Raw genomic sequence first — 23060 nt, 5'->3', positions numbered from 1 at the left:
GTCTCTACAATACTGCATTTTTCAGTATTGAGATATCATGTATTCAGATAGAGTAATCGGCATAAAAGTCGTTTTGTATACCTGTTCAATTTCTAAAACACTCTATAAAAGTATAGATTGTATGCAAATTATCTTTTAATGGGGAGGAAAATATCACTTTCAGGTATATCGTCGTTTAAAGGATTGTCACTCACTTTAAAAAATAGCTTGTTGTTTCCGTTTCTCCGATTAATCATTTATCTTTGCATCAGCTAAAGAAGATGATTATGAATAAAATAACGGTGCTTCGTAAGTTATCGCAATTAAAATCTGAATTATCCAAGTATGGGGTAATTAAGTTGGGGCTGTTTGGTTCTACGGTAAGGGGAGAGAATACGAAACATAGCGATATTGATATCTTAATTGATTTTCAACCGGAAAAAGAAACTTATCAGAATTTTATGTCTGTTTGTGATAAATTGGAAAGTGTATTTAAACAGTGTAAATTGGATATTGTGACTTTTAAAGGGCTTAGTCCATACATTGGAAATCACATTCTTAATGAGGTAGAATATGTGTAAGTCTTACATTCCATATTTGCAACATATATTGCAAGAATGTAATTATATACGTTCGGTTGTGCCGGATAATGCTGTTATGCATCAATTTCTCTCTGATGAAACATTGAAGCGTGCTGTGACACGTAGCCTTGAGATTATAGGCGAAGCTACCAAAAAGATTCCTGCAGATATAAAATATCAGTGGCAGGGAATTTCGTGGCGTGAAATGGCAGGGATGAGGGATAAATTGATTCATGACTATATGGGAGTAAACTATCTGATTGTTTGGGATGTTGCTAAGAATATAATTCCAACATTGATTCCTCAAATAGAGATGATTATTGCAAGGAGTAAGACTGAATGAAGAGTATTTGAGAATAGTTAAAACTAAAGAGGACTGCTTTGATTTTTGAAATAGCCCTCTTTAGTTTTATGAGTTTTTTTTATTATCAGTGCAATCCGCCCAACCATTCCACCATCTTCGGGTCACGGTGGGAGAAGAAGCAACTTGTCTTGGTATCCAATGCGGCTATTCTTTCCATATCTTCCTTTGCCAGTTCAAAATCGAATACATTGAAATTCTCAACAATGCGTTCTTTGCGGATGGACTTCGGAATAACCACTACATTTCTCTGTATCAGCCAGCGTAACACAACTTGGGCGATAGATTTGTGATACTTGCCTGCAATTGCCGCCAGCGTTTCATTCCGGAATAAATCGTTCTTTCCTTCGGCAAACGGTGCCCACGATTCAATCTGAATACCTTTTTCTTTCATGAATGCTTCTGCTTCAATCTGTTGATAGAATGGATTAGTCTCCACCTGATTGACGGCAGGAACGATTTCATTGAAGAGAATCAGATCCGCAAGACGGTCAGGCATGAAGTTGCTGACGCCGATGGCGCGGATGCGCCCTTCTTTATACAATTCTTCCATTGCACGCCATGAACCGTAATAGTCATTGAATGGCTGGTGAATGAGGTATAAATCCAGGTAATCGAGTTGCAGGCGCTTCATGGATGCTTCAAAGGCTTTCTTAGCTTTGTCATAACCAGCATCCGATATCCAGAGTTTGGTAGTGATAAACAAATCTTCACGGGGAACTCCGCTACGTTTGATAGCCCTTCCCACAGCCTCTTCGTTGTAATAGGCGGCGGCTGTATCTATGGAGCGGTAGCCGGCCTCGATGGCATCATATACACATTGTTCGCAGAGGGCTTGGTCTTCAATCTGATAGACGCCAAAGCCCAGAATAGGCATTTCTATGCCATTATTTAATTTTACAGTTTGCATACTATATCTTTTTATTGGTTTATTATAAAAACAATTGATAGGGCTGTTAATCCTCGGACATTGCAGATTATTGTATTAATTTAAGTCCTTTCAACCAGCTTTCTACTTGCGGACGGGCGGATGAGGCTTGTCCACCACCGATAAGGAAGCCTTGCTTGCTGTCTGCCTTGCCGATGTGCTTCACGAAATCCTTGAAACAGTTTTGTTCGCCGCCTCCGCCATGTGTGCAAAAGGGGATTACTACTTTTCCGTTAAGGTCATAGCTTTCCAGGAAGGTGAGGATGGGCATTGGCATCGTTCCCCACCAGTTGGGATAACCGACAAAGATGACGTCATAGGATGTCATGTTCTCAACCTTGGTTTTGAGGGCTGGTCTTGCATTGTCCTCTTTTTCTTTCTTGGCTACTTCCGTGCAGGCATGGTATTCCTCCGGATACGGCTTGGCCACCTGAATTTCGAACATATCTCCTCCGGTGAGGCTTTTGATGTGGTCGGCTACCGCGCGTGTGTTTCCCGAACGGGAAAAATAGGCTACCAATACTTTCTTGTCCGTAGAGGAGCTCTGTGCTTGTACATTCATACCTAATGTTGTCATTGCAATTACGATTAGTGAAATAATTCTTGTTCTCATACTATGCTAATTTTAAAGTTTGACTCTATCAAGAGATAGGGGATTATTCTTTATGTTTTTGATGTTGCAAAGGTAGGCCGTGGGACAGTGTTTGTAAATAGACAGATTACTGCTTTGCAAACCATAATTACGGTTTCAGAATCTTTCTTGAATGCTTGAAAATGAGGTGCATGCACAGATTACAGTTTCTCATACCAATATTACAGATTTAATGATGCGGATGTTTGGAAGCTAAGAGAAAACCTTTATTTTTGTCATTGGATAAAATCAAAGAAGAATATGGGAGCAATCGTAAAGTTGAATACAATTCATGAGTATAATATGGCGGTGGGAGTGGAGACATTACATCCGCTCGTCAGTGTGGTCGACTTTTCAACGCTGAAATCATTAAAGCACGGGCGCAAGAATTTCGGCTTTTATTGTATCTTCCTGAAACAGCTTAAATGTGGTGAGTTGTCTTATGGACGCAGCACCTACGATTATCAGGAAGGTACGCTGGTTTTTGTCGCTCCGGGACAGGTGGCGGGTGTCGATGACGACAAAGAAACATTGAACCCGCAAGGATGGGCGTTACTATTCCATCCTGATTTATTGCGGGGCACATCATTGGGACGCAAGATGAAGGACTACAGTTTCTTCTCTTATGAAGCAAATGAAGCTTTGCACATGTCCGAGCGTGAGCGTCAGATTATCCTTAACTGTTATCTGGAGATACAGGAAGAACTGGAACGGGCCATAGATAAGCATAGTAAAAGCATTATCGCTTCTACCATTGAACTTTTGCTGAACCATTGCCAGCGTTTCTATGACCGCCAATTCATTACGCGTGAAAGCCTGAATAAAGATATCCTGGTTCGCTTTGAGAATCTGCTCAGTGACTACTTTGAATCAGACCAGCCGCAAACTGTCGGTTTGCCGTCTGTGCAATATGCCGCGGACAAACTGCATCTTTCTGCCAATTATTTTGGTGATTTGATTAAGAAAGAAACCGGAAAGTCTGCTCAGGAGTCCATTCAGCTCTTTGTGATAGAGAAAGCAAAGGAACGGCTCTATGATGAGAATAAAACCGTCAGCGAAGTTGCCTATGAACTGGGCTTCAAGTATCCGCACCATCTGAGCCGTTTGTTTAAGAAGGTAGTAGGAGTAAGCCCGAATGAGTATCGGGCATAACTCCTAAAAGTAGGGAAAATGCATATCAGTATCTTCCTGCCACATATCCCAGACTGGTGACTTCCGTTCCTAAATAAGAAGTGATATACTCTAAAGGAACCCTGTGCAGGATGTCGGGGATGTGGGTAAACAGTGACAAGTATCTCTCTTTCACCGTCTGCTTATGCGCATTTACATACATCTCCTCTCTGAAGTGGAGCTGATGCTCTGTCAGTTGGCGGATTAAATTGGCGAACGACGTTGAGGCTGCGCATAACTCTTCAACTTCGTCTCCACCGATATAGTAGACTATGCTTTTGGTCAGGGATTTTACGGAACACTCGTCTGTGTGATAACAAAACAAAGTGTCTCCCGCCGACAAGAACTCAATCGTCTTGTCCACTCCTTCACATGAGGTGAATGCATGGAGAATGCCGGAGGCAATGATATACAGACCCGATTCATCGGCTGCTTCCGGAGCCAGCATTGTTCCTTTGTCCAAATGCATCATTTTCATGCGAGCCAACAACTTTTTCATTTCCTGTTCGGTAACCTGGTTTTCCGAACAGAGCTTTTTCAAATAAGCTTCCATAACAACTTGATTTTTGGGGTTAATGTACGTTCGTTTTTTTTCTGCTATATCTCAAATACCAAATACATATCAGCAACGAAACCACTGTCGAGATGGGCGGAGCGAACCCCATAATGAACAGTGATGAACTGTCTATCTGGCTGAACCAGTACGACAACGGAATACGGAACAAGAAAGTCGCTATCAGACTGTGAATCATCGGGAACAGTGAATTTCCCTGTCCGCTGAAGTAGGAATTTATACAGAACACGAAACTGACAATGACGCAGTCGATGCTGTATCCCCGCAGATATTCCGCCGCCATAGCCACCACAGCCGGGTCTTTAGTGAAAAAAGCCGTAAGCGTTTCGGGCAGGAATTGCGAATAGAGGCAAACCGACAATCCGAAAACGAGAGCAAACCCTATTCCGGAAAGTAGGCACTTGTTCATCCGCTGTATCAATCCTGCACCATAATTCTGTGCTGTCATGGTTGCCACGGCCGATGATATGGCCATCGGAGGCAACATGGCGAATACGATGATTTTCTCCACTACACCCAGTGAAGCCGATGCAATCACTCCCATCTGGTTCACGATAACGGTGATTATCAGAAACGAGACATTAATCAGTGCATCCTGCAAGGCTATGGGAGCGCCCAGTGTCAGCACTCTTTTGGACAGAACTCTGTTCAGCCGGATGTCCCGCTTCGTGAACTCAAAGTGAAATCCTCGCCGATGCAGAAACCAAAGCGCTATCGCAAAACTGACACTCTGTGCTGTAACCGTGGCAATGGCGGCCCCGATAGGCCCGAGATGAATATATCCCACCAATACGAAATCGAGAACGATATTGATCACGCAGGCCAGTCCCACAAAATAGAGGGGAGTTTTCGAGTCACCCAGCCCACGCAGGATGCCGCACACCACGTTGTAGCCCACAATAAATAGGATACCCACGGAACACACCAGGATATAACTCTTCGTATCTGCCATAGCCTCTTCCGGAGTATGCATCAGGCTGGCAATCCGGCTATGGAAAAGAACCATCACCAGCGTAAGCACCACGCCGATAATTGAAAACAACCACACGGACGAACCGATTGTGGAAGCCACCTGTCGGTCGTTTTTGGCTCCGGTTGCAATGGCAATCAATACGGTGGTTCCCGTGGTAATTCCGAGAATGATACCCGTAATGGTCTGCATCACCTGGCTGCCGATGGCAACGGCTGCCACGCTTGCAGAATCATCATATTGCCCCACAACAAAGAGGTCGGCACCCCCGTAGAATGCCTGAAGTGCATTCGCTATCAGGAAGGGTACTGCAAACTGCAACAGTACTTTCGGAACGCTGCCTTGTGTCAAATCTAACTCTTTCATTGAACTTGTTCTTTCGTCAATTTGGCTAAAGCTGTTATTATTAGTATAAAAAAAAGTGCCGGACAGGATGAATGATTTGCACCATTCATCTTATCCGGCATCCTAATTATTGATTATTATGCCCTCCGATGAGGATTTTAATTTCCTGTCTTCGTTTTCGGGGTGCAAATGTGGGCAATGTTTTTATAACCACCAAATTATATCCGGAATTTATATAAAAAGAAATTTCAAAGACATATCTTTGCTGTGTTGTCATAACAAAAAGATAGGTCTTTCTCTACATAGGTATGAAAAGATAAACTAATCACCGATTTCCCTTACAATGCTGTTTTACAAAAAGGAAGAAATAGAAATGGTAATCCGCTTAATATGCATATATATACTATTTCTTTATGCGTCAAGCCCTGCTTATACAGATTTTATACGTTGGATATCTATATCGGACACGTTGCATCTATACTTCTGACGCGTCACATCTATAGTTCCGACGGCTGACATCTATAGTTCCGACGCCTAACATCTATAGTTCCGGCATCCAACACTTGTACAACCGTCACCTCGCACTGCCGTATCCGTCATTTCAGCCCCTATTTCCTGCTATTTTAAATGTATATATTTATGTATCTTGCTGCTTGTCTTGTTCTTACATCTTTTTACTGCTGTGTTTTCATTCACACAGGCATCCGGACAAAAACAACGCATTCTCAGCCGTTCAAATATGCAAAGTGTCAATTAGCCAGTTGTATCGGCACACGATAAATCAGGTGAAAGTGCTATTCCCGCTTATTTATTCTGAGATGGAGAGGGAATGGAAGAATAAGATGATGTTAAATGTGCAGGAATGGATTGCGTAAGTTAATTATATAGTTAACTTTGCGGTAAAATAAAACAGTAATGGAATATAAAAGAGAAATAATCGTGCATGGGGATTATTTTGCAGAGTTTTATGATAAACAAGTATCTTCTGTGAGACAAAAAATAAATTATGTACTCAATCTCCTGCGTGTAGAAGAACATATTCCTTCCAGATTCTTTCGAAATATAGAGAATGTCAGAGGACTATTTGAGATAAGAATAGAAATGGAAAGCAATATCTTTCGCATATTCTGTTGCTTTGATGAAGGAAAACTGGTTGTGCTCTTTAATGGTTTTCAAAAGAAAACACAAAAGACACCTCTAAAAGAAATAGAAAAGGCAACCTCAATTATGAAAGAATATTTTGATTTAAAGAAGAAAGGAAATAGACTATGAGTGAAACAAATGCTAAAGCAAAATCAGTCAAAGGATGCCATACCTTTGATGAAATATTGGATGTGGAATACGGGCAGAAAGGCACACCGGAACGCAATGAATTTGAACGGGGTGCAGAAGCCTTTATTCTTGCAGAACGTCTGAAAGAAGAACGTCTGAAAGCCGGTCTTACCCAAGAGCAGCTTGCCGCGAAAATAGGTACAAAGAAAACCTATATCTCACGTATCGAAAATGGAAAAGCAGATGTACAACTTTCCACTCTCTTCCGCATTTTCGAAGGGTTGGGGAAAAGGGTCAGTCTGACTATTCTTTAAAGAAAGTCTTTTTAACCACAGATTTCACAGATTTCCACAGATTATCTATTTTGATAATCAATTTTTTAATTTTAATCTGTGTCAATCCGTGTAATCTGTGGTGAGTTCTGCCTCTTTCATCTTTAATGCACTCTCTTTCCTTTTAAGTTAAATTCGCTTTTACCCCCTGTTTTTTCGTTTTGCCTCTTTTGCCGCTACCGCGTCTCGATAATTTTGTTTTTCTTTGCAGAAAAGAAGAAAACCGTATGTCCTCATTCGATACCTACATAAGCCGTAAACTGCCGCTGGTCAGCCTGATTAGTGCGGTTTTCATTATATATCCCAACATAGCCTGCCTCCCCTGGGATATACAATTCTGGGGAGTTTGCGCAGGGTTTTATTGGTATTTCGCCTACCGTTTCTTTTTCTTCTGGGCACTGATTAGCCTGTTGATACGCTATAATCTGCGCCGGCTACCGGATGCACAGTTTAAGGAACGCTTTGCCCGCAACTTCGGCTATTCGTTGCTTGCCTACGCGGGGTTTGCATCCGTTTCCTACTGGATTGCCTCGTATGGCATCCGCACCGACTTTCTGGGCAGCACCTTGCTTTCCCAATTCTTCATCCTGTGTTCCCTCTGCACGCTTATCGGTCACATCTCCATGCTCTACTCCAAACAACGGGAGAAGGAACACGAGATTGAGCGCCTGCGCATAGAGAACTTGCAAAGCCGTTGCGATGCATTGGCCAACCAGATAAACCCGCATTTCTTTTTTAACTCACTGAACGGAGTGCAATCGCTCATCCGCAAGAAGGATGACGAGAAAACACTGATGTACGTGCATGAGTTGTCCGACATCTTCCGCTACATTCTTCAGAGTGACAAGAAGGGGCTCGTCACGCTGAGGGAGGAACTGGAATTCATCCAGTCTTTCCGCTACGTGATGGAGGTGCGCTTTGCCAATAAGCTGGTGTTCTCCATCCGGGTAGACGAGGCTGTGCAGGATGAACTGACATTGCCGGTGCTTTCATTGCTCCCACTAGTGGAGAACGTGACCGTTCATAATATGATAGACAGTGAACATAAGATGGAAATCTCCATCCGGCTGAACGAGCGGAACGAGTTGGTGGTGTCCAATCCTGTTTACCCCAAACTCTCTCCGCCCGATACCAACGGAACCGGATTGAAGAATCTGGAAAGCCGTTTCGCTTTGCTGATGAACAAGCAAATCCGGGTGGAGTGCGATGAAGAAACATTCCGGGTGTATCTCCCTTTAAAATAAAAATAGAATCAATATCAAAACAAAAGAGTAGCGATATGAGAGTGCTTATTGTAGAAGACGAGACTGCCGCTTATGAGAATCTGGTAGATATTCTTAAGGAAGTCTCCTATGATATTCAGATTTCCGGTAATACGGAAAGTGTGACCCAGACTATCCATTGGCTGCAATCCAATCCGGCTCCGGATTTGATATTCATGGATATACATTTGTCGGACGGCTCGGCATTTACCATCTTCGACAAGATGGAACTGGAAACCCCCATTGTTTTTACGACGGCATACGACCGTTATGCGATAGAAGCCTTTAAGGTGAACAGCGTGGACTACCTGCTGAAACCGGTGAAGGTGGAGGATGTGAAGCATGCACTGGATAAGTATAGCAAGCTGACCCGTCAGGATATTCTGCAATACTTGTCTCAGTTGAACCTGTTGGCACCGGCGCCCAGATATAAAGACAAGCTATTGATTCCCTATAAAGATAAATTGCTGCCTGTCAGTCTGAGGGATGTTTCGTGTTTTTATACGGCGGATAAGAATACGTGTGTGTATCTGAAAGACGGGACCCTGTATCCGTACTCCAAGACGTTGGAACAGATAATGTCCTCTCTGAATCCCGCCGACTTTATCCGGGCGAATAAGCAATTCATCATAGCCAGGAACAGCGTGACGGATATAACCATCTGGTTCGATAGCCGCCTGTTGGTGACGCTCGATGTGGAGGTTCCCGAACGTGTCTATATCAGTAAGAATAAAGCGTCTGAGTTCAAGTCGTGGCTGGTGAGTAATAACGGTTAGGTTACAGGACGTTAATCAGTAATTTAGGTATATACTACTGTAATTTGTCTACGGTTTCTGTTGACAACAGTCCCTATATTTGCAATCGAAAACTATTATAGAATAAAAAGAGTGTTTTTAAAGATGAAAAAAGAGAGAACGATACTTGCATTATGTACAGGCTGCTTGATAAGTGCGGCAAGCCTGCAAGCACAAACCGGCAAGGACAGCACACAGGTAGCGAGAAGCTACGCTATTAATGAAGTGGTGGTGACGGGCACACGCAGCGAAACGGATGTACGCCATCTGCCCATGACCGTATCAGTGGTGGGACGTCCGCAACTTGAAGCGAGCCAACAGGCTTCCGTACTTCCGGTGCTGAACTCCCAGGTGCCCGGTTTCTTCTCCACTTCACGCGGTGTGATGGGGTATGGTGTGGCCACAGGTGCATCAGGACAGATGTCGCTGCGTGGAATCGGAGGTCCTGCACAGGCGGGGTTACCCACTACCGGACTGTTGGTTTTGATTGACGGACATCCTCAATATATGGGTTTGATGGGACATCCCATCGCCGATGCTTACCAAACGATGATGGCGGAGCGAGTGGAAGTGCTTCGTGGTCCGGCATCGGTGCTTTACGGTTCCAATGCCATGGGTGGCGTCATCAACATCGTCACCCGCAAGATGCAGGAAGACGGTGTGAATACAAGCATCAACATCGGTGCCGGTTCTTATGGAACCTTGCAGACCGAAGCTACCAACCGCATCCGGAAAGGACGTTTCAGCAGTACGGTGACGGCTTCTTATAATCGTACGGACGGGCATCGGGCCGATATGGGCTTTGAACAATACGGCGGTTATGCCAAGTTGGGTTATGACTTCACGGACAACTGGAAGCTGTGGGGAGATGTGAATATCACCCGTTTCAATGCCACCAATCCGGGGTCGGTAAGTCGCCCTTATATCGACAACGACCAGCGCATCACTCGCGGTATGACCTCTTTTGCTCTGGAGAATCATTACGAAAAGACCTCGGGAGCATTGAGTTTCTTCTATAACTGGGGAGACCACTGGATAAACGACGGCTACCAGCCCGGCGGAAAACCGCTTGACTACCGCTTCAACTCCAACGACCAGATGCTCGGTGTATCATGGTATCAGAGCTTGCAACTTTTCAAAGGGAACCGGGTGACTGTAGGAGCCGATTATTTTCATTTCGGCGGTGAAGCATGGAACAAATTCTCTGACGGACATCGTGAAACTTCGGCGGATAAATCCCTGAATGAAGTAGCCGGATATGTAGACTTCCGGCAGGACATCGTCACCTGGCTCACACTGAATGCCGGTGCACGCGTAGACCATCATTCGCAGACAGGGACGGAGTTTATTCCACAAGTCGGTCTGGCCTTCCACCTCCCGAAAGATGCGGAAATCAAGGCAATGGCAAGTAAGGGATTTCGCAATCCCACCATTCGCGAAATGTATATGTTCCCTCCGCAAAATCCTGATTTGAAGCCCGAGAAACTGTGGAATTATGAACTTTCCTTCTCGCAGCGCCTTATGGAAAACCGTTTGTCATACGGCGTAAATGTGTTCTATATCAATGGTGAAAACCTGATTCTGCGTCTTCCCAACCCGGCCGGAAGCGGTATGCTGAACCAGAACTCCGGTGAGATTGAGAACTGGGGAGCGGAAGCCAACATAGGATACCGGTTCAATTCAACATGGGGTGTCACGGCAAATTATAGCTGGCTTCATATGGAGAATCCTGTGCTGGCATCTCCCGAACATAAACTTTACGGAGGTGTGAACTTCAGGAAAGGACGTTGGAGCGCATCTACGGGCATCCAATATGTGAAAGGACTTTATACCGACCTGGATGCGGAAACCAAGGAGAACTTTGTGCTGTGGGATATGCAGGGGAGCTTCAAAGCGACCCATTACCTGTCGTTCTATGTGCGTGGCGAGAACCTGCTGGCACAACGTTACGAAATAATAGCCGGCTATCCGATGCCGAAAGCTACTTTTATGGGTGGAGTAAACATCAATTTTTAATAAGTATATAGATTATGAAAACAACAACTATCAGACTGTATTCTCTGGATTACGGCAATGTGAAAACGTATTTTGCCGCTGCTCTTTTCATTCTGGGCAACCTGGCTCTGCCTCAGCTTTGCCATCTTATCCCGCAAGGCGGCCTCACGCTGCTTCCCATTTATTTCTTTACGCTTATCGCAGCTTATAAATATGGTTGGAAAGTAGGGTTACTGACTGCTGTCTTTTCTCCGGTTTTGAATCATCTGCTTTTCGGTATGCCTGCTGCGGGCATGCTTCCGGCTATACTACTGAAATCGGCCTTGCTGGCTATGGCTGCCGGAACTGTTGCCAACCGCTTCAAGCGTGTTTCTGTCCCGATGCTGGCATTGGTGGTTCTGGCTTATCAGCTTGCGGGCACACTGGGCGAGTGGGCCATGCTGGGTAACTTCACTCTTGCCTTTCAGGATTTCCGTATCGGTATTCCGGGAATGGTATTGCAGGTGCTGGGTGGCTATCTGTTCATTAAGTATTTGGTTTATAAATGATATTCCATAAAATAGAAGTATGTTACGAAAAATCAGACTAACGGTTGCCATTTTCTTCTTTGTGCTGATTACGCTGCTGTTCCTCGACTTCACGGGGACACTGCATGGTTGGTTCGACTGGATGGCTAAAATTCAATTCTTGCCTGCGTTGTTAGCCTTGAATGTAGGGGTTGTGATAGCCCTGATTGTGCTGACGTTGCTTTTGGGACGTGTGTATTGTTCGGTAATATGTCCGCTGGGTGTCTTTCAGGACGTGGTTTCATGGCTGGGCAAAAAGCGGAAGAAGAACCGCTACTCTTATTCGCCTGCACTCAATTGGTTGCGCTATGGAGTATTGGGCGTGTTTATATTGGCTTTGATAGGGGGCGTCGGCTCTCTGGTGGCGCTGCTTGCACCTTACAGTTCGTATGGTCGGATTGCCTCCAATCTCTTTGCCCCGGTATATCAGTGGGGAAATAACCTGCTTGCCTATCTGGCGGAACGTGCGGACAGCTATATGTTTTATTCCGTGGACGTGTGGATGAAGGCTGTGGGGACTTTTGCGATAGCTGCCCTGACGTTTGTCATTCTGGCTGTGCTGGCTTGGCGCAACGGACGTACATATTGTAATACGATTTGTCCGGTGGGCACGGTGCTGGGATTCCTGTCACGTTTTTCTTTGCTGAAACCGGTGATTGATACCAGTAAATGCAATGGCTGTGGACTGTGTGCACGCAACTGTAAAGCGGCCTGCATCGACCCGAAAGCCCATAAAATAGATTATAGCCGTTGTGTGGCTTGCATGGATTGCATTGGAAAATGCAAGAAGGGAGCCATCCGCTATGAACGTCCGCGTAAAGAAACACTGCAACCGGTGGCTGCCGGAAAGGTGAATAGCGTGTCACCGGAACAGGTGGATAATGCACGCCGTGCCTTCTTCTCTGCCGGAGCCATATTTGCCACAAGCACCTTGCTGAAAGCGCAAGAGAAAAAGGTGGATGGCGGACTGGCGGTTATCGAAGATAAAAAGATTCCCAAGCGCACGACGCCTATTTTCCCGGCAGGTTCATTGGGAGCGCGCAACTTTACGGAGCATTGTACGGCTTGCCAGCTTTGTGTGTCGGTGTGTCCTAATCAGGTATTGCGTCCTTCCGGCAATCTGATGACATTGATGCAGCCGGAGATGTCTTATGAACGTGGTTATTGCCGTCCGGAATGTGCCAAGTGTGCCGAGGTGTGTCCCACGGATGCTATTCATCTCACCAGTCTGGCCGATAAATCGTCTATTCAGATAGGCCACGCCGTGTGGATTAAGAAGAACTGCGTGCCCCTGACGGACGGGGTGAATTGTGGAAACTGTGCCCGTCATTGTCCGGCTGCTGCCATTACGATGGTGCCTTCTGATGCGAATGATGACAAGTCCCCGAAAATCCCGGCCGTCAACGTGGAGCGTTGCATCGGTTGCGGAGCCTGTGAGAATCTTTGTCCGGCACGTCCGTTCAGTGCTATTTATGTGGAAGGGCATGAGAGACATAGGGTGATATAAGATGATAATGTGATAAATGTTAGAAACATATATGGAAGAACATAATAAAAATATAAACCGCAGGGATTTCCTGAAAATAGTGGGTATCAGTGCTGCCACTACTACGGCTGCCGCCACTCTTTATAGCTGCAAGCAAAAAGACGGGGTGACGCCCGGAGGTACTGCATCTACGCCGGTGCCTACGGATAAAATGACTTACCGCACCTCTGTGGCTCAGAAAGATCGTGTTTCACTTCTCGGCTATGGCTGTATGCGCTGGCCTACTGTTCCTTCACCGGACGGGAAAGGGGATATGATTGACCAGGATGCCGTAAACGAATTGGTGGATTATGCCATCGCACACGGGGTGAATTATTTCGATACATCCCCGGTTTATGTGCAGGGATGGTCGGAGAAGTCAACAGGCATTGCGCTGAAACGTCATCCGCGTGAGAAACTGTTCATTGCTACCAAACTCTCTAATTTCAGTAATTATAGCCGTGAGAATTCCATTGCCATGTATCGCAAGTCGTTCGAGGATTTGCAGACGGATTATATCGATTATTATCTGCTCCACTCCATCGGTGGTGGCGGAACGGAGGCTTTCAAGGCACGGTATATTGATAACGGAATGATGGAATTTCTGTTGAAAGAGCGGGAGGCGGGGCGTATCCGCAATCTGGGATTCTCTTTTCATGGTTCGGTAGATACATATGATTATGCGCTCTCCCTGCACGATGAAGTGAAATGGGATTTTGTGCAGATACAGCTTAATTATGTGGATTGGAAACATGCTTCGGGACGCAATGTGAATGCGGATTATCTGTATGATGAATTGGTGAAGCGCAATATTCCGGCGGTCATTATGGAACCGCTGTTGGGAGGACGCCTCTCCAATGTGCCCACTCATATCATGACGCGTCTTAAACAACGTCGCCCGGAAGATAGTGTGGCGTCGTGGGCATTCCGCTTTGCCGGTTCCCCGGAACTGGTGTTGACGGTGTTGAGTGGTATGACGTATATGGAGCATCTGCAAGATAATATCCGTACATACTCCCCGCTGATTCCTCTGACCGAGGATGATAAGGAGTTTCTGGAAGAAACGGCGCAGTTGATGCTGAAATATCCTACGGTGCCTTGCAATGACTGCAAATATTGCATGCCTTGCCCGTATGGTATTGATATTCCTGCTGTGCTTATCCATTATAATAAATGTGTGAATGAAGGCAATGTGCCGAAGAGCCAGCAGGATGAGAATTACAGGCAGGCGCGTCGTGCTTTCCTTGTAGGATACGACCGCAGTGTGCCACGCCTGCGCCAGGCAAGCCATTGCATCGGTTGCGACCAATGCTCGCCCCACTGTCCGCAGAGTATCAATATTCCTAAGGAACTGAGACGCATTGATGCGTTTGTGGAACAGTTGAAACAGGAAACGTTGTAGCTCGTAAACTAATTTAGAATGAGAAAAACAAAAGTACGTATGTGGTTTGGAATACTAATAGCGGTCATAGCAGTAATATGCATTTCCGTATTCGCTTTTATCAATCAGCCGAGCTTCGGCAGGTTGCCCCAAGGTGAGCGCTTGGAGAGAATCAAACGTTCGCCCCATTACCGTGACGGTCAGTTCAGCAATCTGCACCAGACACCGGTGATGGCGTCGGATAAGGGGCGTTTTGGAGCGATGCTTTCCTTCCTGTTCCGCAAGCCGGAAGGATTGAGACCGGAGAATGCAGTTCCGACCATTAAAACGGACTTGCATAAATTGGAGCGTGATAAAGATGTACTCATCTGGTTCGGGCATTCCTCTTACTTTATCCAGATAGACGGAAAACGTATTCTGGTTGACCCTGTATTCTGCATGGCTTCCCCTGTGTCCTTTGTCAATAAACCATTCAAGGGAACCGATATTTATAAGCCGGAGGATATGCCGGACATTGATTATCTGGTAATCAGCCACGATCATTGGGACCACTTGGACTATCGCACTGTGAAAAGTCTGAAAGACCGGGTGGGCAAGGTGATTTGCGGATTGGGTGTCGGCGAACATCTGGAACATTGGGGATACAGAAAAGAACAGCTTGTGGAATTGGATTGGCAGGAAAATGCCGCACTGGATAACGGCTTTACCGCTTATTGTCTCCCGACACGGCATTTCTCCGGGCGTGGTCTGAAAGCCAACCAGACCTTGTGGGCGTCCTTCCTGTTGGAAACTCCGTCTCAGAAGCTATATATGGCAGGAGACGGTGGATATGATTCTCATTTTGAAGAAATCGGAAAACGCTTTCCCGATATAGACCTTGCCATTCTGGAGAACGGCCAATATAATGAAGACTGGAAGTACATCCATCTGATGCCTTCGGATATGGGAAAGGCTGCCAGAGAACTGAAAGCGAAAAGAATATTGACGGTACATCATTCCAAATATGCTCTGGCAAGGCATCCTTGGGATGAACCTCTGATGAACGAAAAGAATATGCAGAAACAAGATTCGCTGAATATGCTGGTTCCCGTGATTGGGGAGGTCGTACCTTTATAGAAAACTTTCATCTCTGTAATAAATAGTGGATCACGCTGATATTGTTGTCATATAAAGACAATGATATCAGCGTTTTTTATAGTGCTCACCTCATTGTTTTTATTCAGTTGTAAGGTGGTTGCTTTCATATACAGTAAGATTGGTGCTTGAAACTGTAATACGTCTATGGATGCGCCCTTATTTATCGTGTAACTTTGCATTATTGAAAGTGAGTTTTGTCAATAACGAAAGTATAAATACCTCAAATTAGAATCTGATATGGGAACAGATAAAGGAATCAGCCGTAGAGAAGCTTTGGCGAGAATCGGTATGATTGTCGCAGGAGTAGCCACCTCGTCAATAGGATTATCAGTTTTGACTTCTTGTGCAGAAAAAACACAGAAGAAGCGTATTGTTTTGTATTTCACTGCTACGGGAAACTGTTTGTATGTCGCCCGCCAATTGGCAGGGGAGGAAGGACAGCTATTGAGTATTCCGCAAATGGTGAAACAAAACCAGTACGAGTTCGAGGCGGATGAAATAGGTATTGTCTATCCGATATATGGCCATATGCCGCCCAATATGGTGCGGAACTTCATCAGGAAAGCTAAGCTGAAAGCAGGATATAAGTTCGCAGTTCTCACTTATGGAGCGAGAAAATGCGACGCGATAGAGATATGAGATGGTATATCGCGCGAGGCGGGTAACCCATTTGATTATATTGCCACGCTCATCATGGTGGATAATTGGTTGCCGAACTTCGACATGAACGAACAGATTAAAATAGAGAAGCATATTCCGGAGAACTTGCAGCGAATCACCGGGGACATCTCCCGCAGGCGAGAGTGGCACGAACCGGTAAGTGAAGAGGAGCGGCAGATGCATGCAGGATTCATGACGCTTTCGGGACTTGATCCTGAAGTAGGTTTTCTCAAGAAAAGTGAACGGTATTTTGTCGTTACGGAGAATTGCATCGGTTGCGGAGCCTGCACGGAGGTCTGTCCGCGTGGAAACTATGAATTTACTTCAAATGGGATTACCATGCAGGGAGATTGCGATTTCTGTTTCGCCTGCATTCAAAACTGTCCGCAGAAAGCCATTCAGTTCAAAAAGAATGATGAAGATCCTTTATTGGCAAGAGGCGAACGAAATCCGAATGCCCGATACCGGAATGAAAACATTTCACTGATGGATATCAAGAGGGCCAACAGACAATAAGTTAAGTAGACTGCGCTGTATTTTTGTTTCTAGCATATTAGTGTATCTTTGCAGATCGATTATGAAACTCTAAAAACTGAAAACAATGAAACAGGAAGTCTTATTTCTCCTATTGAATGATTATGCCGATTGGGAAGGCGCGTTCCTCGCTATTTCTTTAAATGCCGGGGTGATACCGGGTAGCGAAGTGAAATATACACCAAAGACAGTTGCTCCGACACTGGATGAAGTCCGTTCCATAGGCGGATTCCGTACAGTGCCGGATTATAGTTTTCAGACTATGCCTGCCGATTATGCAGCATTGATTCTGATAGGCGGCATGCAGTGGCAATCACCCGAATCGGAATTGGTGGTGCCTATCGTGCAAGATGCCTTGCGACGTGGCAAAATAGTAGGAGCTATCTGCAATGCGTCCGCATTTATGGGTGCACATGGCTTTCTGAACGATGTGAAGCATACCAGTAACACGCTTCCATATCTGAAACAGTTTGCCGGTGAACGATATACCAATGAAGCCGGATATCAGGAAAAACAAGCTGTCAGTGATAAGAATATTGTGACCGCTAATGGTACGGGGCATTTGGAGTTCACTCGCGAACTGCTGTTGCTTTTAAAGGCTGATACTCCGGAAAATATAGAATCTTCTTATGATTTCTATAAGAATGGTTTCTTGAAATAAGATAAACTCGCGGCTTTTGAGATTCTTTGAGAAGACGAAGGATTTTTGATGACATGGTTTCGCAGAGCAATAGGAGAATTTAGTACCTTTGCCTGCGAATACTAATGCGTTCCACCATAGAGAACACTACTAAAACAATTTGCATTGGCAGTTGTATGTCTCTTTTGATGAAGATGCAGGCAGAAAAACCGGAAATGCGGCACAAAACGTTTCACTTATGAATAAAATAGCACTGATGGTTATTAAGAAAAATGAAAGAAAAGGAAGCATAAAAGGGAAAAGAAAGGCAGTAGGATGGGATAATAAACTACTTTGTGAACTTTTATCCATGAAATATTTTTAATGCGTCAGCCCTGAGTTGTGAAGTACGTGATTCACAGCTGTAAACACTGCAAAAATATTGCTTATCAACACAAGAAACATAGGCAACCAACGGAAGAAACATAGGAGATTAACATAACCAATCCCTACTCTGGACATCACAGAAATGGGCGGGAATGCGAAAAAGTAAAAGAACGAATGACAAAAATACTGCTATCCGACATATTCGGCGTCTTAGTGACGAAGGAAAGCTGAAAAGTAGAGGGTTGTAGAAACTAACGATTTATGTGCTGAAAAGACATAATCCTAAGATTATGAATGGGATATGCTTAAATGTATGAGGTGTAGGTAAAATTGCCTACACCTCATACATCTTTGCTTACACCACGCTGTATTGCCGATGAATAAAGAGATGCAGAGCGAGGGTGTAAGTGTGTAGGTAAAAGTGATGATAAACTCTGTGTAGAGCTTGGACGCTGAACTTGGGTTCTTGAGTCGTCCGGATAAACCTTGAAACTTAAATAGTCAGGTATGTTATTAAATCATAATTAAGAATAAAGCCAACTGAGCCAATGGAGCTTAGTTGGCTTTTTGACGATATTTTTGCGGCTATATAAACTGATAAAAATTATGCGGATGTTTTTCCTGATATTTATACTTGGCTATATAGGTGGCAATGTTTACGTATTTATTCGTGCATTGCAGATGCTGTCCGGTGCATCGTTGCCTCTGAGGATTCTGCTGTCTGTCTTTTTCTGGCTGGCGGCGTTCTCGTTGGTAATTGCTCTGTTGACCCGCCACATGGAGATACCTGCCACCTTGTCGAAAACAATGTTTAATGTCGGTTCGGCATGGCTGGTGCTTACGTTATATATGGTAATGGCTCTGTTGCTGACGGATGTGACAAGACTGTTTGTACCGACAATGAAATATGGTTTTTGTTATGCTTTAGGTTTCACCTGCTGCCTGCTTCTGTATGGTTACTATAACTATCTTCATCCGCAGATAAACAATATTAATATTCCGATTGATAAGCCTATAGATGGCAAGGGGATGAAGATTGTAGCCGTAAGTGACCTGCATTTAGGAAATGGGACAGGAAAAGCTATGTTGAAACGCTATGTGGATATGATAAACGCCCAAAGTCCCGATTTGATACTTATCGGCGGCGATCTGATAGACAACAGCCTTATACCGTTGTATAAAGAGAATATGGCGGAAGAACTGGCGGAACTGAAAGCTCCGATGGGTATTTATATGGTTCCGGGCAATCACGAATATATCAGCGGCATTGATGACTGTGTGAGTTTCTTAAAGACTACTCCGATACAGTTGTTACGTGATTCCGTGGTGACATTACCCAATGGAGTGCAGCTGATAGGGCGTGACGACCGTTCCAACCGTTCGCGCCGTTCTTTGCCTGAACTATTGAAACGAACTGAAAATAGCAAGCCTATGATTGTTCTGGATCATCAGCCCTATAATCTGAAGAAAACAGATTCTTTAGGAATAGACCTGCAATTCAGCGGACATACACACCACGGGCAGGTATGGCCTATCAGTTGGCTGACAGACAGACTGTATGAGCAAAGCCATGGCTATCGTAAATGGAGTAAAGCACACATCTATGTGTCCAGCGGGTTATCCCTTTGGGGGCCTCCTTTCCGAATCGGAACAAATAGTGATATGGCGGTATTGAATTTGTCAGGTATGTGATTGATTGATAGCGGGGAAAAAGAATATAAATGTCTTTAAATCTTGTTTTTTGTTAAAGCGAAGAGTGTGATTAAACTTTTCGCTTTTTTGTTTGTCCTATAAATATTGTAATTCAATAGGTATGATAAAATATAAGCAGGTATTAGTTTAGAACGGGCGGATGATGAATTCGCCCGTTTTTCATTTATTTTGCCTTTCCCTTGTATTTTTGCCTCTCTTTTTGTTCCTTTGTTCCCGTTAATTGTAAACAAATGGTAGAATGAAAAACGTATTTTATTTCTGTATATGTATAGCGGTGTGGCTGTTATCAGCTTGTTCTTCACAGAAAAAGGGAGATGGGGTTGACATACAGGTGTTGATGAAAGACAGTGTGGATGCCAGCGGTTTGCAACGTATGCAGGTGTCTGATATTAAGACGACATTTACTTATAAGGGTAAGGATTATCAGTCGAACGTGGTTCGCCGACCCGATGACAGCCTGCCGATTGTGATAAATGAGCAGGGAGAAAAATTCGTGGACAATCGCATCACGTTACGTATAACTTCCGGTGGTAAATCCGTTGTGGATAAGGTGTTCACAAAGGAGAATTTTGCTTCGCTGGTGGACGCAAAATTCCTGAAACACTCCATCCTCGAAGGACTCGTGTATGATAAAACCACCCCGAAAGGTATTGTATATGCGGCAAGCATCTGCTATCCGCAGACTGACCTCTATATTCCGTTGTCGCTGACGGTTACGCCCGACGGAAAAATATCCATGGCGAAAGAAGAATTGCTGGAAGATTTGTATCAAACGGACAGCATTAGGTAAGTTGAGATTGAGAATTCCAGAAAGTTTCCTGATTTATGAGTTTTCTTTGCCGGTATGAAAATCCTGATTGTAGAAGATGAACCGGATTTGCGGGAAACGATCCGCATCTCCCTTTTGAAAGAGAACTTCGTGGTAGAAACTGCAGCCGACTATTATTCGGCATTGGAGAAAGTGAACGACTACGATTATGACTGTATCTTGCTGGACATCATGTTGCCCGGTGGGAGTGGTCTGGATTTGTTGCGTGAACTCAAACGTCTGCGTCGTAGCGACAGTGTGCTGATCATCTCAGCCAAGGACTCACTGGATGATAAAGTGGAGGGATTGGAACTGGGTGCCGACGATTATCTGACGAAACCTTTTCATCTGGCGGAACTCAACGCACGGGTGAAGTCTGTAATCCGCCGTCGGCAAGCTAAAGGAGATGTATCCGTCACAGTGGGAAATCTGCTGCTATATCCTGATAAGCGCCAGGTGGAGGTTGGGGGAGTCCCTTTACAACTCAATCGTAAAGAGTTTGATTTGCTCTATTATTTCGTAGTCAATCCCAACCGTGTCATCAATAAGATGAGTCTTGCGGAGTCTGTTTGGGGGGATAATATCGACCAGGCGGATTCATTGGATTTCATTTACTCGCAAGTGAAAAATCTTCGCCGGAAACTGAAACAGGCCGAAGCCACCGTGGAGTTGAAAGCGGTGTATGGTTTTGGTTATAAACTCTCTGAGGTATGAAACTGCTTCACTATACTTACGGAAAGCTTTCGCTGCTGCTGTTTTTGTTGATGGCGGTATGGGGTATGCTGTTTTATTATGCCATTGTCGATGAAGTGGTGGATGAAACGGATGACACACTTGAAAACTATGGTAAGATATTGATTAGTAACGCTCTTATGGATCCTTCCATTCTTGACACGGAAGGTTCGCTGATGTCTTTTTATAAATTCCGCCCTATCTCTGAAGAAGAGGCGGAAGATTATGATGAAGTGTATTATGACTCTACCGTCTATATAGAGAGTGAAGACGAGGACGAGCCGGTGCGGGTGATGAAAACCGCTTTCCGTATGCCGGACGGTCAATATTATGAGTTGGAACTGATGATTTCCATTCTGGAGCGTGACGATATGGTGGAAGCGATGCTCTGGTATTTGGGGGCGTTATTCCTGTTGTTTTTGATTTGTACGTCCATCGGAACACGTCTGATATTGCAAAGTGTGTTTCGTCCGTTGCATCATTTGTTGGAGTGGTTGAAGCAAATTCAACCGGGAAAAGAGGTTCCGGTACTTGATAATCCTACGAAAATCCGGGAATTCCGCCAGTTGGGTGATGCGGCTGTGGATATGGGAAACCGTAGCTATAAGGCGTATGAAGAGCAGAAACAGTTCATCGAGAATGCTTCGCATGAGTTGCAGACACCGCTTGCCATTGTGCGCGGTAAGGTGGAATTGCTTGCCGAGAATGAGGCGATGACGGAAGAGCAGTTGAAAGAGTTGGATGAGATATATGCTACGTTGGGCAGGGCGGTGCGACTGAATAAATCCTTGCTACTGCTGTCTCGTATTGAGAACGGGCAATATACCGAGACGGAGGATGTTTCTGTAGATGACGTGCTGGATGAACTGTTGCCCGACCTGATGGATATATATGAAGGAAAACATATTCATCTGATGCGTACCAAAGGGGAGACGCCTTTCGTAATCCGTTGCAATCTTTCTCTGGCGCAGATTCTGGTTTCCAACCTGGTGAAGAACTCTTTACTGCATAATCAGGAAGGTGGTGAATTGCACATCGTTACTACATCTTCGTCGCTAAGTATCAAAAACAGCGGTGAACATCCCCTGGATGGAGAAAAATTGTTCCGGCGTTTCTATCGCAGCATTGATGGTAAGAAGGATTCTACCGGACTGGGACTTGCCATTGCCCGTTCCATCGCTACTTCCGCTTCCCTCCGTCTGACTTATAAATGGGAGGAAGGAATGCATGTATTCTTGCTCGTTAAAGAACCTAAAAAGAAAAGCTAAAGGCGGGTATTCCCAAATCTTTCCCAGTTCTGTGTCGTTATTTGCAGTGTGAACAAAAACAGGAAATAAATTAGTAACACTTAAAAAGAATAACGATTATGAAGAAGATTTTATCTATTCTCGTATTGGCTATCGTAGCCGTTCAGTTCGCTTTTGCAGGTGATGTCATTACCAAAGACGCAAAGGAACTCCCATTGACTGCGCGTAACTTTATCAATCAGTATTTCAGTAAACCGCAGATTTCATACATCAAGATAGACAGTGAACTCTTATCCAAGAAGTATGAAGTGCTGCTGACTGACCGTACGGAGATCGAGTTCGACAAGAAAGGTAACTGGACTGAAATAGACTGTAAGAAGAATGCTGTGCCTGCCGCCCTTATCCCGGTTTCCATTAAGGATTATGTAAAGGCTAATTTCCCCAATGAGATTATTACTAAGATAGAGCGTAAGGGAGTAGGCATAGAAGTGGAACTTGCGAATGATTTCTCTTTGAAGTTTAATAAGAAAGGACAGTTTGTCAGTATGGATGACTAA

At 44.7% G+C, this 23060-nt stretch carries 23 protein-coding genes and 1 pseudogene; 20 read left to right on the top strand and 4 right to left on the bottom strand.

What is annotated here, in order from left to right; translation table 11 throughout:
• The first annotated feature begins 242 nt into the window (after positions 1-242).
• Both BUC01_RS13995 and BUC01_RS13990 read left to right on the top strand, forming a co-directional pair.
• Complete coding sequence (locus BUC01_RS13995) at positions 243-560, top strand: nucleotidyltransferase family protein (protein WP_394363908.1); 318 nt, start codon at positions 243-245, stop codon at positions 558-560.
• Positions 553-903, top strand: coding sequence for a HepT-like ribonuclease domain-containing protein (locus tag BUC01_RS13990; protein WP_025831968.1), 351 nt, complete (start codon positions 553-555; stop codon positions 901-903). The genes BUC01_RS13995 and BUC01_RS13990 overlap by 8 nt, the downstream gene beginning before the upstream one ends.
• Positions 904-988: 85 nt before the next feature.
• Here BUC01_RS13990 and BUC01_RS13985 read toward each other — a convergent pair whose 3' ends face one another.
• Positions 989-1831 (bottom strand): aldo/keto reductase, encoded by an 843-nt coding sequence (locus BUC01_RS13985; protein ID WP_025831970.1) that lies wholly within the window; start codon positions 1829-1831, stop codon positions 989-991.
• Between the two features lie 67 nt (positions 1832-1898).
• Complete coding sequence (locus BUC01_RS13980; protein WP_034524299.1) at positions 1899-2462, bottom strand: flavodoxin; 564 nt, start codon at positions 2460-2462, stop codon at positions 1899-1901.
• Positions 2463-2741: 279 nt separating this feature from the next.
• Between BUC01_RS13980 and BUC01_RS13975 the strand changes: the two genes are divergently transcribed.
• A complete protein-coding gene (locus BUC01_RS13975) occupies positions 2742-3632 on the top strand; it encodes a helix-turn-helix domain-containing protein (RefSeq protein ID WP_025831973.1) in 891 nt (296 codons plus the stop codon).
• 25 nt (positions 3633-3657) lie between these two features.
• On the opposite strand, the gene BUC01_RS13970 is transcribed toward BUC01_RS13975, so the two are convergent.
• Together BUC01_RS13970 and BUC01_RS13965 are read right to left on the bottom strand one after the other, a co-directional pair.
• A complete protein-coding gene (locus tag BUC01_RS13970) occupies positions 3658-4203 on the bottom strand; it encodes a Crp/Fnr family transcriptional regulator (RefSeq protein WP_025831976.1) in 546 nt (181 codons plus the stop codon).
• Between the two features lie 19 nt (positions 4204-4222).
• On the bottom strand, positions 4223-5560 hold the full coding sequence (locus BUC01_RS13965) for an MATE family efflux transporter (RefSeq protein WP_025831977.1): 1338 nt from the start codon (positions 5558-5560) through the stop codon (positions 4223-4225).
• Between the two features lie 894 nt (positions 5561-6454).
• Between BUC01_RS13965 and BUC01_RS13960 the strand changes: the two genes are divergently transcribed.
• The 17 genes and pseudogenes from BUC01_RS13960 to BUC01_RS13875 all read left to right on the top strand — a co-directional run bounded on the left by BUC01_RS13960 (position 6455) and on the right by BUC01_RS13875 (position 23060).
• Entirely contained in the window at positions 6455-6811 is a 357-nt protein-coding gene (locus BUC01_RS13960; RefSeq protein WP_025831978.1) for a type II toxin-antitoxin system RelE/ParE family toxin, read from the top strand.
• Entirely contained in the window at positions 6808-7125 is a 318-nt protein-coding gene (locus BUC01_RS13955) for a helix-turn-helix domain-containing protein (protein ID WP_073314005.1), read from the top strand. Before BUC01_RS13960 ends, BUC01_RS13955 begins: the two co-directional genes overlap by 4 nt.
• A gap of 245 nt (positions 7126-7370) precedes the next feature.
• The gene (locus BUC01_RS13950; protein WP_025831980.1) at positions 7371-8387 is read left to right on the top strand and encodes a sensor histidine kinase; all 1017 of its coding nucleotides are present in this window, start codon (positions 7371-7373) and stop codon (positions 8385-8387) included.
• Between the two features lie 35 nt (positions 8388-8422).
• Positions 8423-9181 (top strand): LytR/AlgR family response regulator transcription factor, encoded by a 759-nt coding sequence (locus BUC01_RS13945; RefSeq protein ID WP_073314003.1) that lies wholly within the window; start codon positions 8423-8425, stop codon positions 9179-9181.
• A gap of 123 nt (positions 9182-9304) precedes the next feature.
• Positions 9305-11215: a TonB-dependent receptor plug domain-containing protein gene (locus BUC01_RS13940; protein WP_025831982.1), complete on the top strand. Its 1911-nt coding sequence runs from the start codon at positions 9305-9307 to the stop codon at positions 11213-11215.
• A 14-nt stretch (positions 11216-11229) separates the two neighbouring features.
• A complete protein-coding gene (locus tag BUC01_RS13935; RefSeq protein WP_025831984.1) occupies positions 11230-11742 on the top strand; it encodes a hypothetical protein in 513 nt (170 codons plus the stop codon).
• Positions 11743-11761: 19 nt separating this feature from the next.
• The gene (locus tag BUC01_RS13930; RefSeq protein ID WP_073314001.1) at positions 11762-13267 is read left to right on the top strand and encodes a 4Fe-4S binding protein; all 1506 of its coding nucleotides are present in this window, start codon (positions 11762-11764) and stop codon (positions 13265-13267) included.
• Positions 13268-13298: 31 nt separating this feature from the next.
• Positions 13299-14687, top strand: coding sequence for an aldo/keto reductase (locus tag BUC01_RS13925; protein ID WP_025831987.1), 1389 nt, complete (start codon positions 13299-13301; stop codon positions 14685-14687).
• 18 nt (positions 14688-14705) lie between these two features.
• Positions 14706-15782 (top strand): MBL fold metallo-hydrolase, encoded by a 1077-nt coding sequence (locus BUC01_RS13920; RefSeq protein ID WP_034524301.1) that lies wholly within the window; start codon positions 14706-14708, stop codon positions 15780-15782.
• Between the two features lie 258 nt (positions 15783-16040).
• Positions 16041-16979, top strand: a pseudogene (locus BUC01_RS13915) (EFR1 family ferrodoxin).
• A gap of 85 nt (positions 16980-17064) precedes the next feature.
• Positions 17065-17658 carry a type 1 glutamine amidotransferase family protein gene (locus tag BUC01_RS13910; RefSeq protein WP_025831991.1) on the top strand — a complete coding sequence of 198 codons (594 nt, stop codon included), beginning with the start codon at positions 17065-17067 and terminating at the stop codon, positions 17656-17658.
• A 217-nt stretch (positions 17659-17875) separates the two neighbouring features.
• Positions 17876-18001 (top strand): hypothetical protein, encoded by a 126-nt coding sequence (locus tag BUC01_RS26100; RefSeq protein WP_262484421.1) that lies wholly within the window; start codon positions 17876-17878, stop codon positions 17999-18001.
• A gap of 608 nt (positions 18002-18609) precedes the next feature.
• Entirely contained in the window at positions 18610-19695 is a 1086-nt protein-coding gene (locus tag BUC01_RS13900) for a metallophosphoesterase (RefSeq protein WP_073313999.1), read from the top strand.
• 259 nt (positions 19696-19954) lie between these two features.
• Positions 19955-20506, top strand: a complete 552-nt coding sequence (locus BUC01_RS13890) for a DUF4738 domain-containing protein (RefSeq protein ID WP_025831995.1) — start codon at positions 19955-19957, stop codon at positions 20504-20506.
• 54 nt (positions 20507-20560) lie between these two features.
• Positions 20561-21238: a response regulator transcription factor gene (locus tag BUC01_RS13885; protein WP_025831997.1), complete on the top strand. Its 678-nt coding sequence runs from the start codon at positions 20561-20563 to the stop codon at positions 21236-21238.
• Positions 21235-22524: a sensor histidine kinase gene (locus tag BUC01_RS13880; RefSeq protein ID WP_025831999.1), complete on the top strand. Its 1290-nt coding sequence runs from the start codon at positions 21235-21237 to the stop codon at positions 22522-22524. Before BUC01_RS13885 ends, BUC01_RS13880 begins: the two co-directional genes overlap by 4 nt.
• A 98-nt stretch (positions 22525-22622) precedes the next feature.
• A complete protein-coding gene (locus BUC01_RS13875) occupies positions 22623-23060 on the top strand; it encodes a PepSY-like domain-containing protein (RefSeq protein WP_025832001.1) in 438 nt (145 codons plus the stop codon).

This window comes from Bacteroides stercorirosoris, assembly GCF_900142015.1.
Taxonomy (GTDB): domain Bacteria; phylum Bacteroidota; class Bacteroidia; order Bacteroidales; family Bacteroidaceae; genus Bacteroides; species Bacteroides stercorirosoris.
Note: the sequence above shows the minus strand (reverse complement) of the source record. Positions and strands in the feature narration are given on the sequence as shown.